Origin of the sequence: Paraburkholderia fungorum, assembly GCF_902833645.1 — a bacterium.
GTDB classification, from domain to species: domain Bacteria; phylum Pseudomonadota; class Gammaproteobacteria; order Burkholderiales; family Burkholderiaceae; genus Paraburkholderia; species Paraburkholderia fungorum.
The window spans coordinates 627,934-643,737 of sequence record NZ_CADFGE010000001.1 but is presented as its reverse complement, the minus strand read 5'-3'; the positions used below and the strand labels follow the sequence as shown (position 1 = coordinate 643,737).

Annotated in this window: 12 protein-coding genes and 2 riboswitches; of the genes, 6 read left to right on the top strand and 6 right to left on the bottom strand. The window is 60.8% G+C overall.

The annotated features are described in order from the left end of the window. Window positions 1–5: 5 nt before the first annotated feature. The gene (locus HWX91_RS02870; RefSeq protein ID WP_028195742.1) at window positions 6–596 is read right to left on the bottom strand and encodes a TMEM165/GDT1 family protein; all 591 of its coding nucleotides are present in this window, start codon (window positions 594–596) and stop codon (window positions 6–8) included. A 14-nt stretch (window positions 597–610) separates the two neighbouring features. Then, window positions 611–793: riboswitch (yybP-ykoY riboswitch) on the bottom strand. 92 nt (window positions 794–885) lie between these two features. Further along, a riboswitch (yybP-ykoY riboswitch) is annotated at window positions 886–1,055 on the top strand. Between the two features lie 7 nt (window positions 1,056–1,062). On the opposite strand from HWX91_RS02870, the gene mntP reads away from it, so the two are divergent. Continuing rightward, a complete protein-coding gene (gene mntP, locus HWX91_RS02865; RefSeq protein ID WP_028195743.1) occupies window positions 1,063–1,632 on the top strand; it encodes a manganese efflux pump MntP in 570 nt (189 codons plus the stop codon). 246 nt (window positions 1,633–1,878) lie between these two features. Here mntP and ilvD read toward each other — a convergent pair whose 3' ends face one another. After that, entirely contained in the window at window positions 1,879–3,741 is a 1,863-nt protein-coding gene (gene ilvD / locus HWX91_RS02860) for a dihydroxy-acid dehydratase (protein WP_028195744.1), read from the bottom strand. Between the two features lie 402 nt (window positions 3,742–4,143). Continuing rightward, window positions 4,144–5,502, bottom strand: a complete 1,359-nt coding sequence (locus HWX91_RS02855; protein WP_081833017.1) for a DUF1214 domain-containing protein — start codon at window positions 5,500–5,502, stop codon at window positions 4,144–4,146. A 403-nt stretch (window positions 5,503–5,905) separates the two neighbouring features. Here HWX91_RS02855 and HWX91_RS02850 point away from each other — a divergent pair, with 403 nt between their 5' ends. Continuing rightward, the gene (locus HWX91_RS02850; RefSeq protein ID WP_028195746.1) at window positions 5,906–7,363 is read left to right on the top strand and encodes a DUF1254 domain-containing protein; all 1,458 of its coding nucleotides are present in this window, start codon (window positions 5,906–5,908) and stop codon (window positions 7,361–7,363) included. Between the two features lie 428 nt (window positions 7,364–7,791). Here the strand turns inward: HWX91_RS02850 and HWX91_RS02845 are convergent, their stop codons facing one another. Beyond that, entirely contained in the window at window positions 7,792–9,366 is a 1,575-nt protein-coding gene (locus HWX91_RS02845) for an MFS transporter (protein WP_042274610.1), read from the bottom strand. Window positions 9,367–9,532: 166 nt separating this feature from the next. Between HWX91_RS02845 and HWX91_RS02840 the strand changes: the two genes are divergently transcribed. After that, on the top strand, window positions 9,533–10,429 hold the full coding sequence (locus tag HWX91_RS02840; RefSeq protein ID WP_028195747.1) for a LysR family transcriptional regulator: 897 nt from the start codon (window positions 9,533–9,535) through the stop codon (window positions 10,427–10,429). A 54-nt stretch (window positions 10,430–10,483) separates the two neighbouring features. Here the strand turns inward: HWX91_RS02840 and HWX91_RS02835 are convergent, their stop codons facing one another. Further along, a complete protein-coding gene (locus HWX91_RS02835; RefSeq protein WP_028195748.1) occupies window positions 10,484–11,785 on the bottom strand; it encodes an aspartate aminotransferase family protein in 1,302 nt (433 codons plus the stop codon). A 79-nt stretch (window positions 11,786–11,864) separates the two neighbouring features. Here HWX91_RS02835 and HWX91_RS02830 point away from each other — a divergent pair, with 79 nt between their 5' ends. Both HWX91_RS02830 and HWX91_RS02825 read left to right on the top strand, forming a co-directional pair. After that, on the top strand, window positions 11,865–12,749 hold the full coding sequence (locus HWX91_RS02830) for a LysR substrate-binding domain-containing protein (RefSeq protein WP_028195749.1): 885 nt from the start codon (window positions 11,865–11,867) through the stop codon (window positions 12,747–12,749). Between the two features lie 87 nt (window positions 12,750–12,836). After that, on the top strand, window positions 12,837–14,036 hold the full coding sequence (locus HWX91_RS02825) for a methyl-accepting chemotaxis protein (RefSeq protein WP_311734529.1): 1,200 nt from the start codon (window positions 12,837–12,839) through the stop codon (window positions 14,034–14,036). A 52-nt stretch (window positions 14,037–14,088) separates the two neighbouring features. On the opposite strand, the gene HWX91_RS02820 is transcribed toward HWX91_RS02825, so the two are convergent. Continuing rightward, on the bottom strand, window positions 14,089–14,226 hold the full coding sequence (locus tag HWX91_RS02820) for a hypothetical protein (protein WP_221306739.1): 138 nt from the start codon (window positions 14,224–14,226) through the stop codon (window positions 14,089–14,091). A 278-nt stretch (window positions 14,227–14,504) separates the two neighbouring features. On the opposite strand from HWX91_RS02820, the gene cqsA reads away from it, so the two are divergent. Beyond that, window positions 14,505–15,794 (top strand): alpha-hydroxyketone-type quorum-sensing autoinducer synthase, encoded by a 1,290-nt coding sequence (gene cqsA, locus HWX91_RS02815; protein ID WP_028195751.1) that lies wholly within the window; start codon window positions 14,505–14,507, stop codon window positions 15,792–15,794. Window positions 15,795–15,804 lie beyond the last annotated feature (10 nt).

Genomic DNA, 15,804 nt, shown 5'->3' with positions numbered 1-15,804 from the left:
GCGAATCAGAACAGCGGATGTGCCGTCGGATAGAGCGCCGTTCTCAAAGCAAGCCCACCGAGCACGACAAAGATAATGGCGGCAAGAATGTGAACGGCCTTCGTCGGCAAGCGGTCGGCGAACTTGTGTCCGAGATAGATGACCGGCACATTCGCCAGCATCATGCCCAGCGTCGTCCCCGCGACAACCCCAAAGAACTCGTGAAAGCGCGCAGCGAGCGCGATGGTCACGATTTGAGTCTTGTCGCCCATTTCGGCCAGAAAGAATGTCACGGCCGTTGTGCCGAAGACGCCCATCGAATTCTTCGTCAATACCGCGTCGGCGTCGTCCAGCTTGTCCGGAACGAGAATCCACACCGCCATGACAGCGAACGACGCGACCACCGCCCAGTTCAGAATCCCCGGACTCAGAACGCTCGCGAGCCATGCCCCGAGCGCGCCCGATGCCGCATGGTTGATGAGCGTTGCAGCAAGTACACCGAGGACGATGGGGATCGGCTTGCGATAGCGCGCAGCCAGTACCAGGGACAGCAGTTGAGTCTTGTCGCCGATTTCAGCGAGACCGACCACACTGGTCGAGACGAGGAAGGATTGCATGGGGTTGTTGTACCCGGGCCGCGCTGAAAGCACGCGATGACGCGCATTCCGGCGACCCGGTTAGGTCGGAATGCGTGTCATCGGTCTTGCCAGGCATTTAGCTGCGCACGCCATAGCGGGTCTTGCGACTCGCCAAGTATGTTGACATGCGCCCTCGAACATCGCGTTCGAGGCGGCTACTCCCCAATGAGCAGGCGCGATTCTATCGTGCCGTGTAGTACATGAGCAAGTCGCCATGCCGAAAAGCTTGCGGCGATTATTACCAAAGCCTTTCTATCGTGATATGCTCGCCCCTGTCTTTGGGGAGTAGCCGGCTTCTACCCAGAAGCGCCTGCGTCAACATTCTCGGTCGCACAGACCGTGGTGCAGGTAGCCATTTGGTTGGCAAGACCATCGACACACCACGCGACCGGTCGGGCGCGGCGGTGTGTCGCGGTTTTCCGCCCGACCTTGAGCCTCTCCTTCCATGAATCCTGTCGCCACGCTCTTCCTCGCTTTCGCCATGTCTACCGACGCCTTTGCAGCCGCAATCGGCAAAGGCGCCGCGCTCAATCGGCCACACTGGCGCGAAGCACTGAGGACAGGACTTATCTTCGGCGTCATCGAGGCGCTAACCCCGTTGGTCGGATGGTTTCTGGGCAAAGCAGCCGCCCAATACGTTTCCGCGTGGGATCACTGGATCGCGTTTACGCTGCTGTTCGTGCTCGGCGCCCGCATGATCATGAACGGCTTTGCCGCTCAAGACGTTGAGGAGAAGAAACCAGTGGCCCATTCGTTCTGGCTGCTGGCATTGACGGGCTTCGCCACCAGCATCGATGCGATGGCGGTCGGTGCGGGCCTCGCCTTTGTCGACGTCAACATTTATTCGACAGCCGCCGCGATCGGCCTCGCCACCATGGCGATGGTCACGATCGGCGTCATGCTCGGCCGTGTCATCGGCCATGTTGCGGGCAGACGCGCGGAGATGGCGGGCGGCGTCGTGCTAATCGGAATCGGCAGCATCATACTGGCCGAACATCTGAAGCTCTTCGCCTGAGCGTCGATCGAGCATCATCCGCCGGCGGCTAGCCTGCGGCGTTGATTGTTCGCAGGAAGCCGCGCAGCCGGTTCGCAAAGGGATCCCGTGCGCCCGCAAGAAACATCGACGGTTGTGCGATGCGCGCGCCGACAAACGCACCGCCCCCAATCCGTCAACGACGCGAAGACATAGAACGGCCCTGACGCCTCGCGGCGGCAGGGCCGTTTCACTTCACTTGCGCCTCACTTGCCCTTCACTTGCCCTTTACTTGCGCTTGAGTTGCGAGATGTCCCGCACCGCGCCACGGTCAGCCGAGGTCGCCAGCGCGGCATACGCCTGCAACGCTTGCGACACCACGCGCTCACGATTCGCCGGCAGCCACGCCTTGTCGCCGCGTGCCTCCATGGCTTCGCGACGGCGCGCCAGTTCCGCGTCCGATACCACCAGGTGCATCTTGCGGTTCGGAATGTCGATCTCGATCACATCGCCCTCTTCCACCAGACCGATCGTGCCGCCTTCGGCTGCTTCCGGCGATGCATGCCCGATCACGAGCCCCGACGAACCACCCGAGAAACGGCCGTCGGTGAACAATGCGCAGGTCTTGCCCAGGCCCTTGGATTTCAGATACGACGTGGGGTACAGCATTTCCTGCATGCCGGGGCCGCCCTTGGGGCCTTCGTAACGGATCACGACCACGTCGCCCGCTACGACCTTGTCGCCCAGAATGGCTTCGACAGCGTCGTCCTGGCTCTCGAAAACGCGCGCGCGCCCGGAGAAAACCCATTGCGATTCGTCAACGCCCGCGGTCTTGACGATACAGCCCTTCTCCGCGAGATTGCCGTACAGCACGGCGAGGCCGCCGTCCTTCGAGTACGCGTTTTCCTTGCTGCGGATACAGCCCGTCTTGCGGTCAGTATCGAGCGATGCAAACGTGGCTTCCTGGCTGAACGCGACCGTGGTCGGAATTCCGCCCGGGGCCGCACGGAACAGTTTCTGCGCGGCTTCACCCGCGCCGCCGGCGATGTCCCATTTGGCGATCGCGTCGCCCAGCGTGCCGCTATGCACGTTGCTGCACGAGAGGTCGAGCAGATTCGCGCGCGCCAGTTCGCCAAGAATGCCGGGGATGCCGCCCGCACGATGCACGTCTTCGATATGGTACTTGTCGGTGGCAGGCGCCACTTTGCACAGGCACGGTACTTTGCGCGAGATGCGATCGATGTCGGACATCGTGAAATCGACACCGCCTTCCTGCGCGGCTGCCAGCAGATGCAACACGGTGTTGGTCGAACCGCCCATGGCCACGTCGAGCGCCATGGCGTTCTCGAATGCCTGCTTGTTGGCGATGCTGCGCGGCAGGACCGATGCGTCTTCCTCCTGATAGTAGCGGCGGCACAGATCCACAACCAAACGGCCCGCCTGTTCGAACAGGCTCTTGCGGTAGGCGTGCGTGGCGACGATCGTGCCGTTGCCGGGCAGCGCGAGGCCGATTGCCTCGGTCAGGCAGTTCATCGAGTTCGCCGTGAACATGCCCGAGCAGGAGCCGCACGTCGGGCAGGCGTTGCGCTCGATTTCCGCCACTTCCGCGTCGCTGACCCTGGAGTCACCCGCCTTGATCATCGCGTCGATCAGGTCGATCTTGGCGATCACCTGGCCATCGGTCGGCGACTTGACCTTGCCCGCTTCCATCGGACCGCCGGAAACAAAAACGACCGGGATGTTCAGGCGCATCGCGGCCATCAGCATGCCGGGGGTGATCTTGTCGCAGTTGGAGATGCAGACCATCGCGTCGGCGCAGTGCGCGTTGACCATGTATTCCACCGAGTCGGCGATCAGTTCGCGCGAGGGCAGCGAATACAGCATGCCGCCGTGACCCATGGCGATGCCGTCGTCCACCGCGATGGTGTTGAACTCTTTCGCCACGCCGCCGGCCGCTTCGATTTCGCTCGCCACCAGCGCGCCCAGGTCGCGCAGATGCACATGGCCCGGCACGAACTGCGTGAACGAGTTCACCACCGCAATAATGGGTTTGCCGAAGTCACCGTCCTTCATGCCAGTGGCGCGCCACAAGGCACGGGCGCCGGCCATGTTGCGGCCATGGGTCGAGGTTCGTGAACGATAGTCAGGCATCTGTATCCTCAGATATGGGGGTCGTCAAAATTAGAATTGTGCCCAGCCCGGCCAACGCACCGTCGAAGACGGCGACGGCATGCCGATAGCCCGCAAGCGGTGGCTCGCGATAGCGCGCACGGTGGGAGCTGGGAATAGACGAATAGTGCGAGAAGGCCGGTAAGACGTCCAATATATTTTTGCGGCGCAATTAGGTCGCAAAAGATATTAGTTGACGATCGGCCAAACATGAAGACAGCCAGGGACACCGGCTGTGAGACCAGAACTACTGCGATTGGAGCCGAAGCGGCCGGCACACACGGGCTTTACGGGAACCAGGACGCGTTGAACAGTAGCCGGCTCAGTCTGCCCGAAGCAAGCCCGGACAGACTGAACCTTCGATGCCGCTACCTTCGATAACGGTTAATTCACGGCCTTGATCGGCGCCGGGAACCAGTTACCCTGCTGAACCTCGTCCTTCGGAACATAGGTACGGAAGTTCAGCGAGAAGCCCTTGCCTTCCGGCGTAGGCAACCAGTTGCTTTGAGGCGCGTTTTTCGGCTTTACCGGTGCAAGCCAGATGCTCGTGCTGCCATCGGCATTCGCCTTCAGATGGGACACGTTGTTCAGGTTGTAACGATGCAACGCGTTAGGCACAACGCGGTAGTCCGGCACGCTGTACAACGTCACCGACCAGAAGCCCTTGACATGACTGTCCGGCTTTTCACCCTTCGGGAAGCGGATCTCGTAGGTCTTGCTGCCATCAAGCGGTTGCTTGTCGCTGTCGCTCAGCCCCACAAAATAGATGGCCTCGCTGATCACGTTGGCCCACAGACCACCGTAGTTGACGATATCGCGCGCCACATAGTCATTGCCGAAGTTGCCGGCCACATAAGTCACCGACCAGCCGTCCTTCTGCGTGCCGAAACCCTTGGCGTTCGCGAGGAAAGCCGGAATTGCCTTGGCCTTCACGACGTCGTTGACGCGCTTGCGGGCAGCGTCGCTGCTCTTCGCATACCTGGCGACATTGAGTGCCGCCGCCTGATATTCGGCCGCCTTCGGCATGGCGTCCGGATAGGTGGCCAGCGCTTCGCTCACGTGATCGAAGATCTCGCCGCCAATGGGCGCTGCCGGCGTGAAGGAAGGCACCGGAAAGGGCGGATCGATCTGGGTATCGGGCGACGCGTCGACAGTGAAGCGATGCTGCAAGTTCACGGCAACCTTCGGTGAGCCTTTGAGCTCGACACGCGCCAGCAATTTCGCTTTGGCCGACGGCAATTCGATCTTGACCGCGTCGTCCGGCACCGGCGGATTGGTGCCCTTGATCACCAGGGCAAATTTGCCATACGGGTGATCCGGATAGGTGCGCTCATTGATGTTGGTAATGACTTCGCCCCAGCCGTCGAGCAGCTGGGCTGTGTAGTAGCGCCCCGTGACTTTCGGAACGTTCAGGATAACTGCGTGATCCTTGTCAGCTGCAAGCCAGGCTTCCAGATAGGCCACGTCGAGGTTCGGATTCACGAACTGCGCGGAGCCCAGCGGGTTGTACTTGATCTTGTTGTAGCCAACCTTCTCGACATTGATGTCGTAGTTTTCCTGTTGCAGCACCAGATAGCGCCCATACAGGTAATGCCAGGACGAAACGATCTGCTCGTCGGAAGGAACGGTCGCGGTCGCACTCGCGTTAGTTGACGGATTTGTACCGGACGAGCTGCAGGCGCTAAGGCCTAATCCGATTAAACCCGCCGCGATCCAGGGAAAAGTCCACTTCGGCGCTTTCATGGTGTTCATCATTTAATTAGCCCTGTCTGAATGGGTGCGGCAAAGCTTACATGGAACCTGCAAATGTTGATAGAGTGTCAGCGCAGCTAAGGCGGATATCCTGGGAATTACATGCAACTCGGATATTTGACAAATAACAAAGACTGGTCATCTTTTTGTCAACCAGCCGTGCGCAATAGCTTCCGGCAAGCTGCAGGCTTTTTCTGGTTTGAATAATTCATTGACTTGTGATAAGCGGGCTGGGCACTGGCATTCGCGATTTTAATCGATCGCTATTGCTTCGCCTGTTGCGAATTTGCTCACTTCAATAAGTACGTTGCCACAAAGTAAGTTGCCACAAGCATTTCCCAATGCTCTGCTGGCGTATTCAGGCATAACCCATCATTCTTGACGAGGAGTAGGCGTGAATCTCAAGCACGTTATTCTGGGTGTCGCGGTCTCGACCACGTTCATCATGGCAGCGCAGGCTCAGCCGGCCGTGCCGGCGCAATCCGCATCGGAAATCATGGGCACGCCACCGGGCACGGTGATGACAAAAGAGTACGTCGCCACAGTGGGACGCTTCGCCTATCTGTGGGGCTGGACGCTGGTGAACAACTACAACCGCTCGCTGGCTGTCAAGAACTTGCCGGAACCAGGCCGGATTGGCGGCGTGATTCCCGGTTCGCCGCATAACCAGGTTTCCATGCTGACCGACTATATCGACTCGGCCGAAAACTTCGTGACGTGTCCCAACCAGGACACGGTGTACGGCGCGGGTTTCATGGAGCTTGATAAAACGCCCGTTGTCATTCAGGTGCCGAATTTCGGCAAGCGTTTTTACACTTATCAGCTTTCGGACGCACGCACGGATTCATTCGGTCAAATTGGCACGCAATACGGCACCAAACCCGGATTGCATCTTCTGGTGGGCCCGGACTGGAAAGGCAAGGTTCCGGCTGGAATTGTGGCGGTACACCGCTCGCCGACTAACCTGGTCGCCATATTCCCGCGCATTTTCCAGGACGATACGCCAGAGGACAAGGCCGCAATTCAGCCTTTACTAAGCCAGGTCATGGTTTATCCGCTCAGCGAATTTACGGGGAAGATGAAGACCAAAGACTGGAAGGCGACCCCGTCTTTCCCGCCCCCCGCTACAGACGGGAAAGGAGAAGTTAAATGGGTTATTCCGGAGAAGTACTTCGACGAACTCCCGCTGGTCATGAAAATGGTGCCCCCACTGCCCGGTGAGGAAGCCATCTATCGCACGATTGAGTCCGTCCTGGATGCCGCGGCCAAAGACCCGAAGATCAAGGCCACATTGACGGAAACCGCGGTAGCCGCCGAGGCCGATCTGATCAGCCCGCTGTTCGAATTCCGGAACAATGGCCGGCCGGTGGGAAATGGCTGGACGTCTCCGCCCAACGGCGCGCGCTGGGGTACCGACTACCTGTCCCGCACCGCAACGGCGAAGTCGAATATGTACGACAACGCGCCGCAAGAAACCCGTTATATCTATACCGACTTCGACTCGACGGGCCAACGCCTCGACGGCACGAATCGGTACACGGTGACCTTCGCGAAAGGGCAAACGCCACCGGTCAACGGCTTCTGGTCATTGACGGTCTACAACAAGGAACACCTTTTTGAAGCGAACAAGCTGAACCGCTTCTCGCTCGGCACCAAGAGCAAATCACTCAAGTACAACGCGGACGGTTCACTCACGCTGTATTTCCAGAGCGACTCGCCGGGTGAGGACAAGGAATCGAACTGGGTTCCCGCGCCCAAGGACGTGTTCTCTCTGTACATTCGCGCCTACTGGCCGAAGGCTGCAATAACAGACGGATCGTGGACGCCGCCGCCCGTGGTACGCGCAAACTGAAGTCCGATTCGCGAGGCGCGCAAGCGCCCGCCGAGCGCTTGCGCGGCCACACGCGGTCTATGTGGTTTTTTCGCGACTCCCGCTCGGCGCAATCACGACCACAGGCCTGTCCAGCAAGGCGCTCTAAAGCTTCATACAAAATACCCGATTTGCAGTTGCAGCGCGCTTCGATAGCATCAGGAAACACGTCAGCGTTCCCCAACGTTCGGCGTGTGTGTTTGTTGGCCGCAGCGTCGTCTGCGGCTTTTTTTATGCCGCGTTCTCTTTGCTGGAGTACGGGCATCGACCGGTTCGCTGCTCAGACAGCTACTCTCGACCCTTTCGCGCCACCTGAGCGACTATGAAGTTCGCCTCCGAATGAAGTGAACGAAGTGTCGGCATACTTCACACTCAGGCCGGCGATGCCAATTGAATAAATAAACGACACGTCAAACAGATTCCCGATCACTCGCCATCACGCGTGCACAGCGCTCACGATCCGTTGATGAATCGTCGTCGGTGCGAGTCCGGCCAAGAATCACGAACACCGCAATCGCGCACAGCAGCGTAACGACAGTCAGCCCCGCGAGCAAAAGGCCGAACGCATCGGTATAGATGTGCTGCAATGCCGCCCGGCCGACATGCGGAAGAAGCGCCGATGCGCGCGCGAGATCGCCCGCTGCGAGACGCGCCGCCGCTTCGGACACGTCGGCGGATCGAGTATCGGGTCTCACGATCGACTGCACGCGAGCCTGCGTGAGCGCTGCCAGAATCGCGCTGACCGTTGCGAGTGCAATGCACTCACCTGCCACGCGCGTGGTACTGAAAATTCCCGTCGCCATGCCGGCGCGCTCCTTCGGCACGACGCTCACCGACAAGCCGTCCATCAATCCCCACGGCATTCCCGCACCGACACCGATTGTGAGCAAGGGCGCGATCGCTGCATGGCTCGCACCGTCGCGCAACACCGTGGTCAGCCAGTACAGGCCGGCCGCGGCGATCAACAAGCCGATGCCCGAGATGACGCCGGCTGACATCCAGCGCGTCAGCGTTGCGGCACCGAGCGGCACGACCAGCATCGGGGCCGACAGCGCGAGCATCAGCCAGCCGGCCTCGATTTCGCTGTAACCGTCGGCACCGACAAAACGCAGCGGCAGCACGACGAGCAGCACGATGTAGCAGTAGCAGGTCGCGATCGGCAGCACCTGCACGCCGACAAAACGCGGATAGCGGAACAACGACAGATCAAGCATGGGCCGCGCGACGTGCGTTTCGATGACCCAGAACGCGGTGCCCAGCAATGCCGCGCCGACCAGAAATCCGACGACCAGCGGATTTGACCAGCCGCTCTCCGAGGACTGAATCACGCCGAACGTGAAGCACGACAACGCCCCGGTGAACGTAGTGATTCCCGCCCAGTCGATACGCCGCGCATCCGGGTCGCGCGATTCACGCATCTGCGGCACGCCGAACAGCAGCGAGAGTACGCCCGCCACGGCGCCCGTCGCGAAGATCGCTCGCCAACCGAAGCGCTCGATCATGAAGCCCGCCAGCACGGGCCCGAATGCCAGCCCAAGCCCGAAGGTCGTGCCGAGCAGACTGAACGCGCGGGTGCGCGCGCGGCCGTCGAACTCCTGGGCAAGAGCCGCAGTGCCGCCCGCCAGCGCGGCCGCGGCGGCAACACCCTGCACCGCGCGCAGCAGATCGACGGCCAGGATCGACGGCGCAAAGCCGAGCAGCAGCGAGACCAGCGCGAATCCGCTGACACCGATCGCAAATAGACGCTTGCGTCCAAACCGGTCCGCGAGTGCGCCCGCCGCCATCAATAGGCTGCCAAAGCTCAGCATGAACGCGTTCGTGATCCAGTTCATCTCGACCGGGCCGCCCGCGAGCTCCCGGCCAATCGCGGGCGTTGCCAGCGCACCCGCCGAAAAACTGAGCGGCAGCGCGAGCGCTGCGAGACAAACGGCCGTCAGAATGGCGACTGGCCGTCCCAGTGAAACGGACGAAAAAGTGTTGCTCATCGACGCTCCCCAAAGGAAGCCGGTCCGCGCGACGCCGTCGGCGCAAGCATTCCCGGCAGAGCGATCAACGATAATTCGGATTCAATCAAACAAAAACACCGTGGAATTCCGGTGATAAAGGAGTTAAATTCCTTAATTCAATCGGCTTTACGGATGTCAGAGCGGGATGGACAACCTCAACGGAATCGTCGCGTTTGTGCGCACGGCAGAGGCGCTTAGCTTCGTCGCCGCCGGGCACAAGCTCGGCATCTCGGCGTCGGCGGTCGGCAAGGCGATTGCGAAGCTGGAACACTCGCTCGGCGTGCGGCTCTTCCATCGCACCACACGCAAGGTCACGCTCACCGACGAAGGCCGTCATTTCTACGATCGCTGTCACCGGATACTGGAAGATCTGCGCGATGCCGAGGCCATGCTGTCGGAGGCCGCGCAAACACCACGCGGCAAGCTGCGTGTCAGCCTGCCCGCGATCGGCTATCGATTCCTGTTGCCGGTGCTGCCGGAATTCACGCGTCGCTATCCCGACGTCGAGCTCGATCTGGATTTCAACGACCGGCTCGTGGACGTCGTCGAAGGCGGCTTCGACGCCGTCATCCGCAGCGGCACGCTGAGCGATTCGAGTTTGATGTCGCGCCGTCTCGGCGCATTCTGCTTCATGCTGTGCGCGTCGCCGGGCTATCTCGCGCAGGCGGGTGTGCCGGCCACGCTGCGCGACCTGGAAGCGCACGCCTGCGTGCGTTACCGGTTTCCCACAACCGGCAAGCTGCAGCCGTGGGAATTGCTGGCGGACGGAAGTGAGCCTGCGAATCTGCGCACGGCGCTGACCTGCAACAACATGGAAGCGTTACGCGAGACGGTTATCGCGGGATTTGGCATTGGCTACATGCCGGACTTCCTGGTTCGCGATGCAATTGCGGCGGGCATGCTGACGACGGTGCTCGGCGCGCATCCGATCGCCCCAGGACAGTTCTCGATCCTTTGGCCGTCGAGCCGGCAGTTGTCGTCGAAACTCAGAGTGTTCGTCGATTTTATGTGCGCGAAACTGTTCAAGGTTTCAGCCGGCTGACCCATCGGCGTGAATGTCCGGCCGCTCGCCGCTCATCGACAAATAGTGGGGCGGTTATAGCGAACGCTCAATCGCCTGCCCTAGTAGCTCCAGCCCCAGGTCGATCTCTTCCTCGCGGACAGTCAACGGCGGGGCGATGCGAAACACGCCGCCCATGCCGGGCAACTGCACGATGTTCATGCTGAGCCCCAGGTTCATGCACTCGCGGGTGATCTTCGCGCCAAGCCCGTCCGCCGGCTCCTTCGTGCGGCGGTCCTTGACGATCTCCAGACCGAGCAGCAACCCGCGCCCGCGAATGTCGCCGACGCACTCGAAGCGCTCCATCAAATCCAGCAAGCCACGCTTGAGCCGCTCGCCCATCAGGTTCGCACGCGCAACGAGTCCCTCGCGCTCGACCACGTCCAGCACCCGCAGACCGACAGCGGCAGGCAGCGGATCGGACACATGAGTCGTATAGAACAGGTAACCCAATTCATGAGCCCGCTCTTCGATCTGCGCGGAGGTCACGACCGCCGCGAGCGGCAGACCGGCGCCTAGCGTTTTCGACAGCGTAAGAATGTCCGGTGTGACGCCGTCGCGTTGGCAGGCGAACATCGTGCCCGTGCGGCCCACGCCTGTTTGCGCTTCATCGAGGATCAGCAGCATGCCGCGCTCCTCGCATTTACGCTTGAGCGCGGCCATATAGCCCGGCGGCAGTTCGATGATACCGCCGGAACTGAGGATCGGCTCCGCAATGAACGCGGCGAGATTGCCGCTGGACTGACGATCGATCAGATCGAACGCATAGTCCAGTTCTGCCAGGTAATCGTATTCGCCGTTGCGCTCGAAGCGCGGACGGTACAGGAACGGCGCCGGAATCGCGAAGGAGCCGACGGCTGCCGGACCGACGCCCTTGCGGCCGGCGCTGTAGGTCGCGGATGCCGCGTTGCCCGTCATACCGTGCCACGACTGCGCAAAGCCGACGATTTCATATTTGCCGGTGACCAGTTTTGCCATGCGAATAGCGGCCTCATTCGACTCCGCGCCGGTGCTGAGCAACAGCGCCCGGTCGAGTCCGTCAGGCGTGATGTCGGCCAGCCGGGTTGCCAGATCGACCACCGGTCGCGAAAGCATGCCGCTGAAGAGATGGTCGAGCTTGCCGGCGTATTCGTTGATCACCGACACGATCTCCGGATGGCTGTGCCCAAGCACCGCGCTCATCTGCCCCGAAGTGAAATCCAGAATCGCGCGGCCGTCCGCGTCATACACAAAGCTGCCCTGGGCCCGCTCAATGATCATCGGCTCGAAGGTGCCGCCGTAGCGGATGAGGTGCTGCCTGGCGTTGCGCCAGAAAACTGCGTCGTTGTTCCCGGACACGTCGCTTCTCCCCTGGTGGGTGGCTGGAATAACTTGCAGTCTAGAGGGCACTCTGCTTTCATAGAATCGAATACTTCTTATGGAAGCTAGAAGCGAGCCTAATATCTTGAGCCTTTCACTCGAAATCGACTTACTGCGTTCGTTTATCGTCATAGCCGAAGTCCGGGCGCTGAGTCGCGCGGCTAACCGGATTGGCCGGACCCAGTCCGCACTGAGTCAGCAGATGAAGCGCCTCGAAGAAATCGTCGACCAGCCGCTATTCCAGCGCACAGGTCGTGGGGTAGTGCTGACGAATCCCGGCGAACGGCTGTTGACCCACGCCCAACGGATTCTGCGCGCGCACGACGAAGCGATGGCCGATCTGTCCGGCAAAGGCTTGTCGGGAACGATCCGTTTCGGCTGTCCGGAAGACTATGCGGCCGTTTTTCTGCCGCATTTGCTGCGTCAGTTCTCAAGCCAGCATCCGCATGCGCTGGTGGAGGTCATGTGCGCCCCTACCCCGCGACTGCTCGAACAACTGGAGATGCATGCGCTGGACCTTGCCATGATCTCGTTGCCGGAAGACGCGCCGAATGCCGATATCATTCGCCGCGAGCCGCTGGTCTGGGTAGGCTATCCGGGACTGGACTCCGCCCATTTCGATCCATTGCCACTGGCGCTTTCCGATCCGGACACGCTCGACCACGTGGCGGCCTGCGATGCGCTGCAACGCGCAGGCAGGGCCTATCGCATCGCCTATGCGAGCAGCAGTCTTGCCGGGCTCACGGCGCTGGTCCGCTCGGGGCAGGCCTTTGCCGTCATCACGCAGACTGCGGTCGCTCCGGATCTCACGATACTCAATGGTGATCCCACGCTGCCGTCGTTGCCCGCGGTGGGCATTACCCTGAAGTTCGAGCGGGAGCGTCCTTCACATCTGACCACGGCATTTGCGGAGCACATCAGGCTGACGCTGCCGTTGCTGTGATTGAACGGCGTGGTTTTTCTTCGCATGCCGATGCGATCGGGTCGACGATGAAGCGCCCCGTGGCGCCTCCCTCCCGGCGATGCACGTATGCGGTGCGTCGCCCGCCATCACCGATTGTGTCCGCACCATGACACGCATCGCCAAACGTTTGCGGAGTGCATGTCCACGGCCGTAACGCCCGTGGAACCAACCCGGCCCGATGCTTGCTTTTATGTAGGCACAACAATCTTCAGCCACGGGGGCCATGCCATGTCGAATCCACTCGAAATCGTCGAACTGACGCATCACGTCAGGAAACTCGCGACGGGAAAAATCTCCGATATCAACGACATCAATCGCGAAACCACCTTTCTCGCCCTCAACGCCTTGATCGAAGCGGCGCGCGCCGGCAATGCGGGCCGTGGCTTCGCGGTCGTGGCGAATCAGGTCAAGCATGTGTCGGCGCGAATCGGCGAAATCACCACGGTGCTCAATCGCGAACTCGCCGGCTCGCTGACCAGGCTGACCGATCTCGGCGACAGCATGATCGAACGGCTACGTTCGCACGAGGGTCAGCGTTGCGCCGACCTCGCGCTGAACATGATCGACGTAATCGACCGCAATCTATACGAGCGCTCATGCGACGTGCGCTGGTGGGCCACCGATTCCGCGGTGGTCGATTGCCTCGCCAATACGAGTGCCGACACGCGGGCGTACGCATCGCGCCGTTTGTCAGTGATTCTCGACAGTTACACCGTGTACCGTGATCTATGGATCATCGACGCGGCAGGCAACGTCGTCGCGAATGGACGGCCGGATACGTACGCGGTGCACGGCCGCAACGTGGCTGAAGCCGGCTGGTTCCGCGACGCAATGAAAACGCCTTCGGGCGCGGACTTTGTTGCAGGCGATATCGAAGAACTGGCGCTTCTGAAGCACGCACACGTCGCGACGTACGCGACGGCAATCCGCGAAAACGGTGCAGTCGATGGCACACCGCTCGGTGCGCTGGTGATCTTTTTCGATTGGGCGCCTCAGGCGTCGGCCGTCGTCAAAGGCGTGCGGCTTACGGATGAGGAATGGCGGCGCACGCGCTGCATGATCGTCAACGCACAGCATCGCGTGATCGCAAGTTCGGACGACAAGGGTGTGCTCGACGAACAGTTCCGTCTGAATACCGGCGGCCGTGCCGCAGGCTTTTATCAGCTCACCGATGGGCGTACCGTATCGTTCGCCGCCACACCAGGCTACGAGAGCTACCGTGGCCTGGGGTGGTATGGCGTGATCGTGCAGTCGCCGACGGCTTGAGCCGTTGTCACGCACGCACAACCGGTGCGCTGCCGTGGGATCGTCTCGACAATCAGCGCGGGTAGCTGATCGGTGTACCGCCACATGGGTGCGGGACGATACCCTCCAGACTCTCCCGCATGGCCTCGATGCGTATCTGTACCAGCGCCTCGGCATCGCTGTGCGTTGTATCCGCGAATGTCACATTCACTTTCCTGTCCTTATCAGCGGTATGTCGGCTTATGCCGTCTCAATCTAAAAACGCCCGTGATTACGAGCGATTCCGGCATAAGCATCGCACGACCGATTCTGGGCGGGCACGGTTTTATGCTAAACGAATAGAAGATCCACCACAGGTTGCGTCGATTCACCTGGCAGATGCTGAATTACTCGCAGATGCAGCAGTGACATGACACACGCCGAAAAACGAGTGGCTCACTATGGGTCTGCTGTCCGCCACGGGCAGTAGCTAACCTTTAAGGAGCCAAAATGAAAACCGTTTTTGACCGCTTGGGAAAGAACCAACCCTCACCATCGCTCCCGGCCTTTGTGGCATCGCGCGTCGAGCAATATTACAGCGAGCGGGTAATGGATACGTGGGGAGGCGGCCACATCATGCGCGGCCGCATTCCCGGACCGGATGCGTTGCATCTGTCGAGTAACGACTATCTCGCGATCGCGCGCCACCCCGACATCATCCGCAGTATGAGCCGGACATTGCGTTCCGACGGCAACGGACTATTGATGTCGGGCATCTTCCTGCATGGCGATTGCCCGCAACTGAAGTTCGAGAACCGGCTGGCGGCGTTCATGCATGCAGAGGCAGGCGTACTGTGTCAGTCCGGTTATGCGGCGAACATCGGGCTGATCCAGTCGATCGCTTCGGCACGAACACCGGTCTACGTAGACATGATGGCGCACATGTCGCTATGGGAAGGCATCCGCTGTGCGGGCGCGGTTCCGGTCCCGTTCAGACACAACGACGCGGCGCATCTCGAGCAGCAGATCGTGCGTTACGGGCAGGGCGTCGTGCTGGTCGATTCGATTTACAGCACGAACGGTAGCGTATGCCCGCTTGTCGCGTTCGCGGAGGTGTGTGACAGGCATGAGTGCGTGTTCGTGGTCGACGAGTCGCATTCGCTGGGCACGCATGGTCCGCGTGGAGCCGGGCTAGTTGTCGAACTTGGACTCGAGTCCCGCGTCGCTTTCCGCACCGCAAGTCTTGCCAAGGCGTTTGCCGGCCGGGCCGGGTTCATCAGTTGTCCGGCCCGTTTCCAGGAGTACTTCAAGTTCGAATCGAATCCTGCGATCTTCAGCTCCACGCTGTTGCCTCACGAGATCAGCGGACTTGACGCGACGTTGTCGGTGATTGAGGGCGCCGATCGGCGGCGCAGGCGACTCGCCTCGAATGCCGCGTGGCTGCGGGAACGGTTGACATCGCTTGGATATAACCTGAATGGCAGCGAGAGCCAGATCATCGCGCTCGAAGCAGGCACCGAACAACGCACGATCCTGTTACGCGACGCATTGGAATCGCGGGGTATTTTCGGTTCCGTGTTTTGCGCACCGGCAACGGCGCGCAATCGCGCGCTGATTCGCCTGTCGATCCACGCTGCGCTGACCGACGCGCAGATCGAAAGGCTGGTGAGCGTTTGTCGTGACATTCGCAGCGAGGTTGAGCTCGACAGTTGGCCCTCCAGCCGTCGTCTCGGCGAGCGGCTGTCGTCCCGCAAACATAGTCACGAGCAAAGCACCGCGGATAGTGCATTAGCAGTCTGATGGCGGCATG

Coding starts and splice junctions, on each gene's coding strand:
- HWX91_RS02870 (WP_028195742.1), bottom strand. CDS start 596: ATGCAATCCTTCCTCGTCTCGACCAGTGTGGTCGGTCTCGCTGAAATC.
- mntP (WP_028195743.1), top strand. CDS start 1,063: ATGAATCCTGTCGCCACGCTCTTCCTCGCTTTCGCCATGTCTACCGAC.
- ilvD (WP_028195744.1), bottom strand. CDS start 3,741: ATGCCTGACTATCGTTCACGAACCTCGACCCATGGCCGCAACATGGCC.
- HWX91_RS02855 (WP_081833017.1), bottom strand. CDS start 5,502: ATGAAAGCGCCGAAGTGGACTTTTCCCTGGATCGCGGCGGGTTTAATC.
- HWX91_RS02845 (WP_042274610.1), bottom strand. CDS start 9,366: ATGAGCAACACTTTTTCGTCCGTTTCACTGGGACGGCCAGTCGCCATT.
- HWX91_RS02840 (WP_028195747.1), top strand. CDS start 9,533: ATGGACAACCTCAACGGAATCGTCGCGTTTGTGCGCACGGCAGAGGCG.
- HWX91_RS02830 (WP_028195749.1), top strand. CDS start 11,865: ATGGAAGCTAGAAGCGAGCCTAATATCTTGAGCCTTTCACTCGAAATC.
- HWX91_RS02825 (WP_311734529.1), top strand. CDS start 12,837: ATGCGGTGCGTCGCCCGCCATCACCGATTGTGTCCGCACCATGACACG.
- cqsA (WP_028195751.1), top strand. CDS start 14,505: ATGAAAACCGTTTTTGACCGCTTGGGAAAGAACCAACCCTCACCATCG.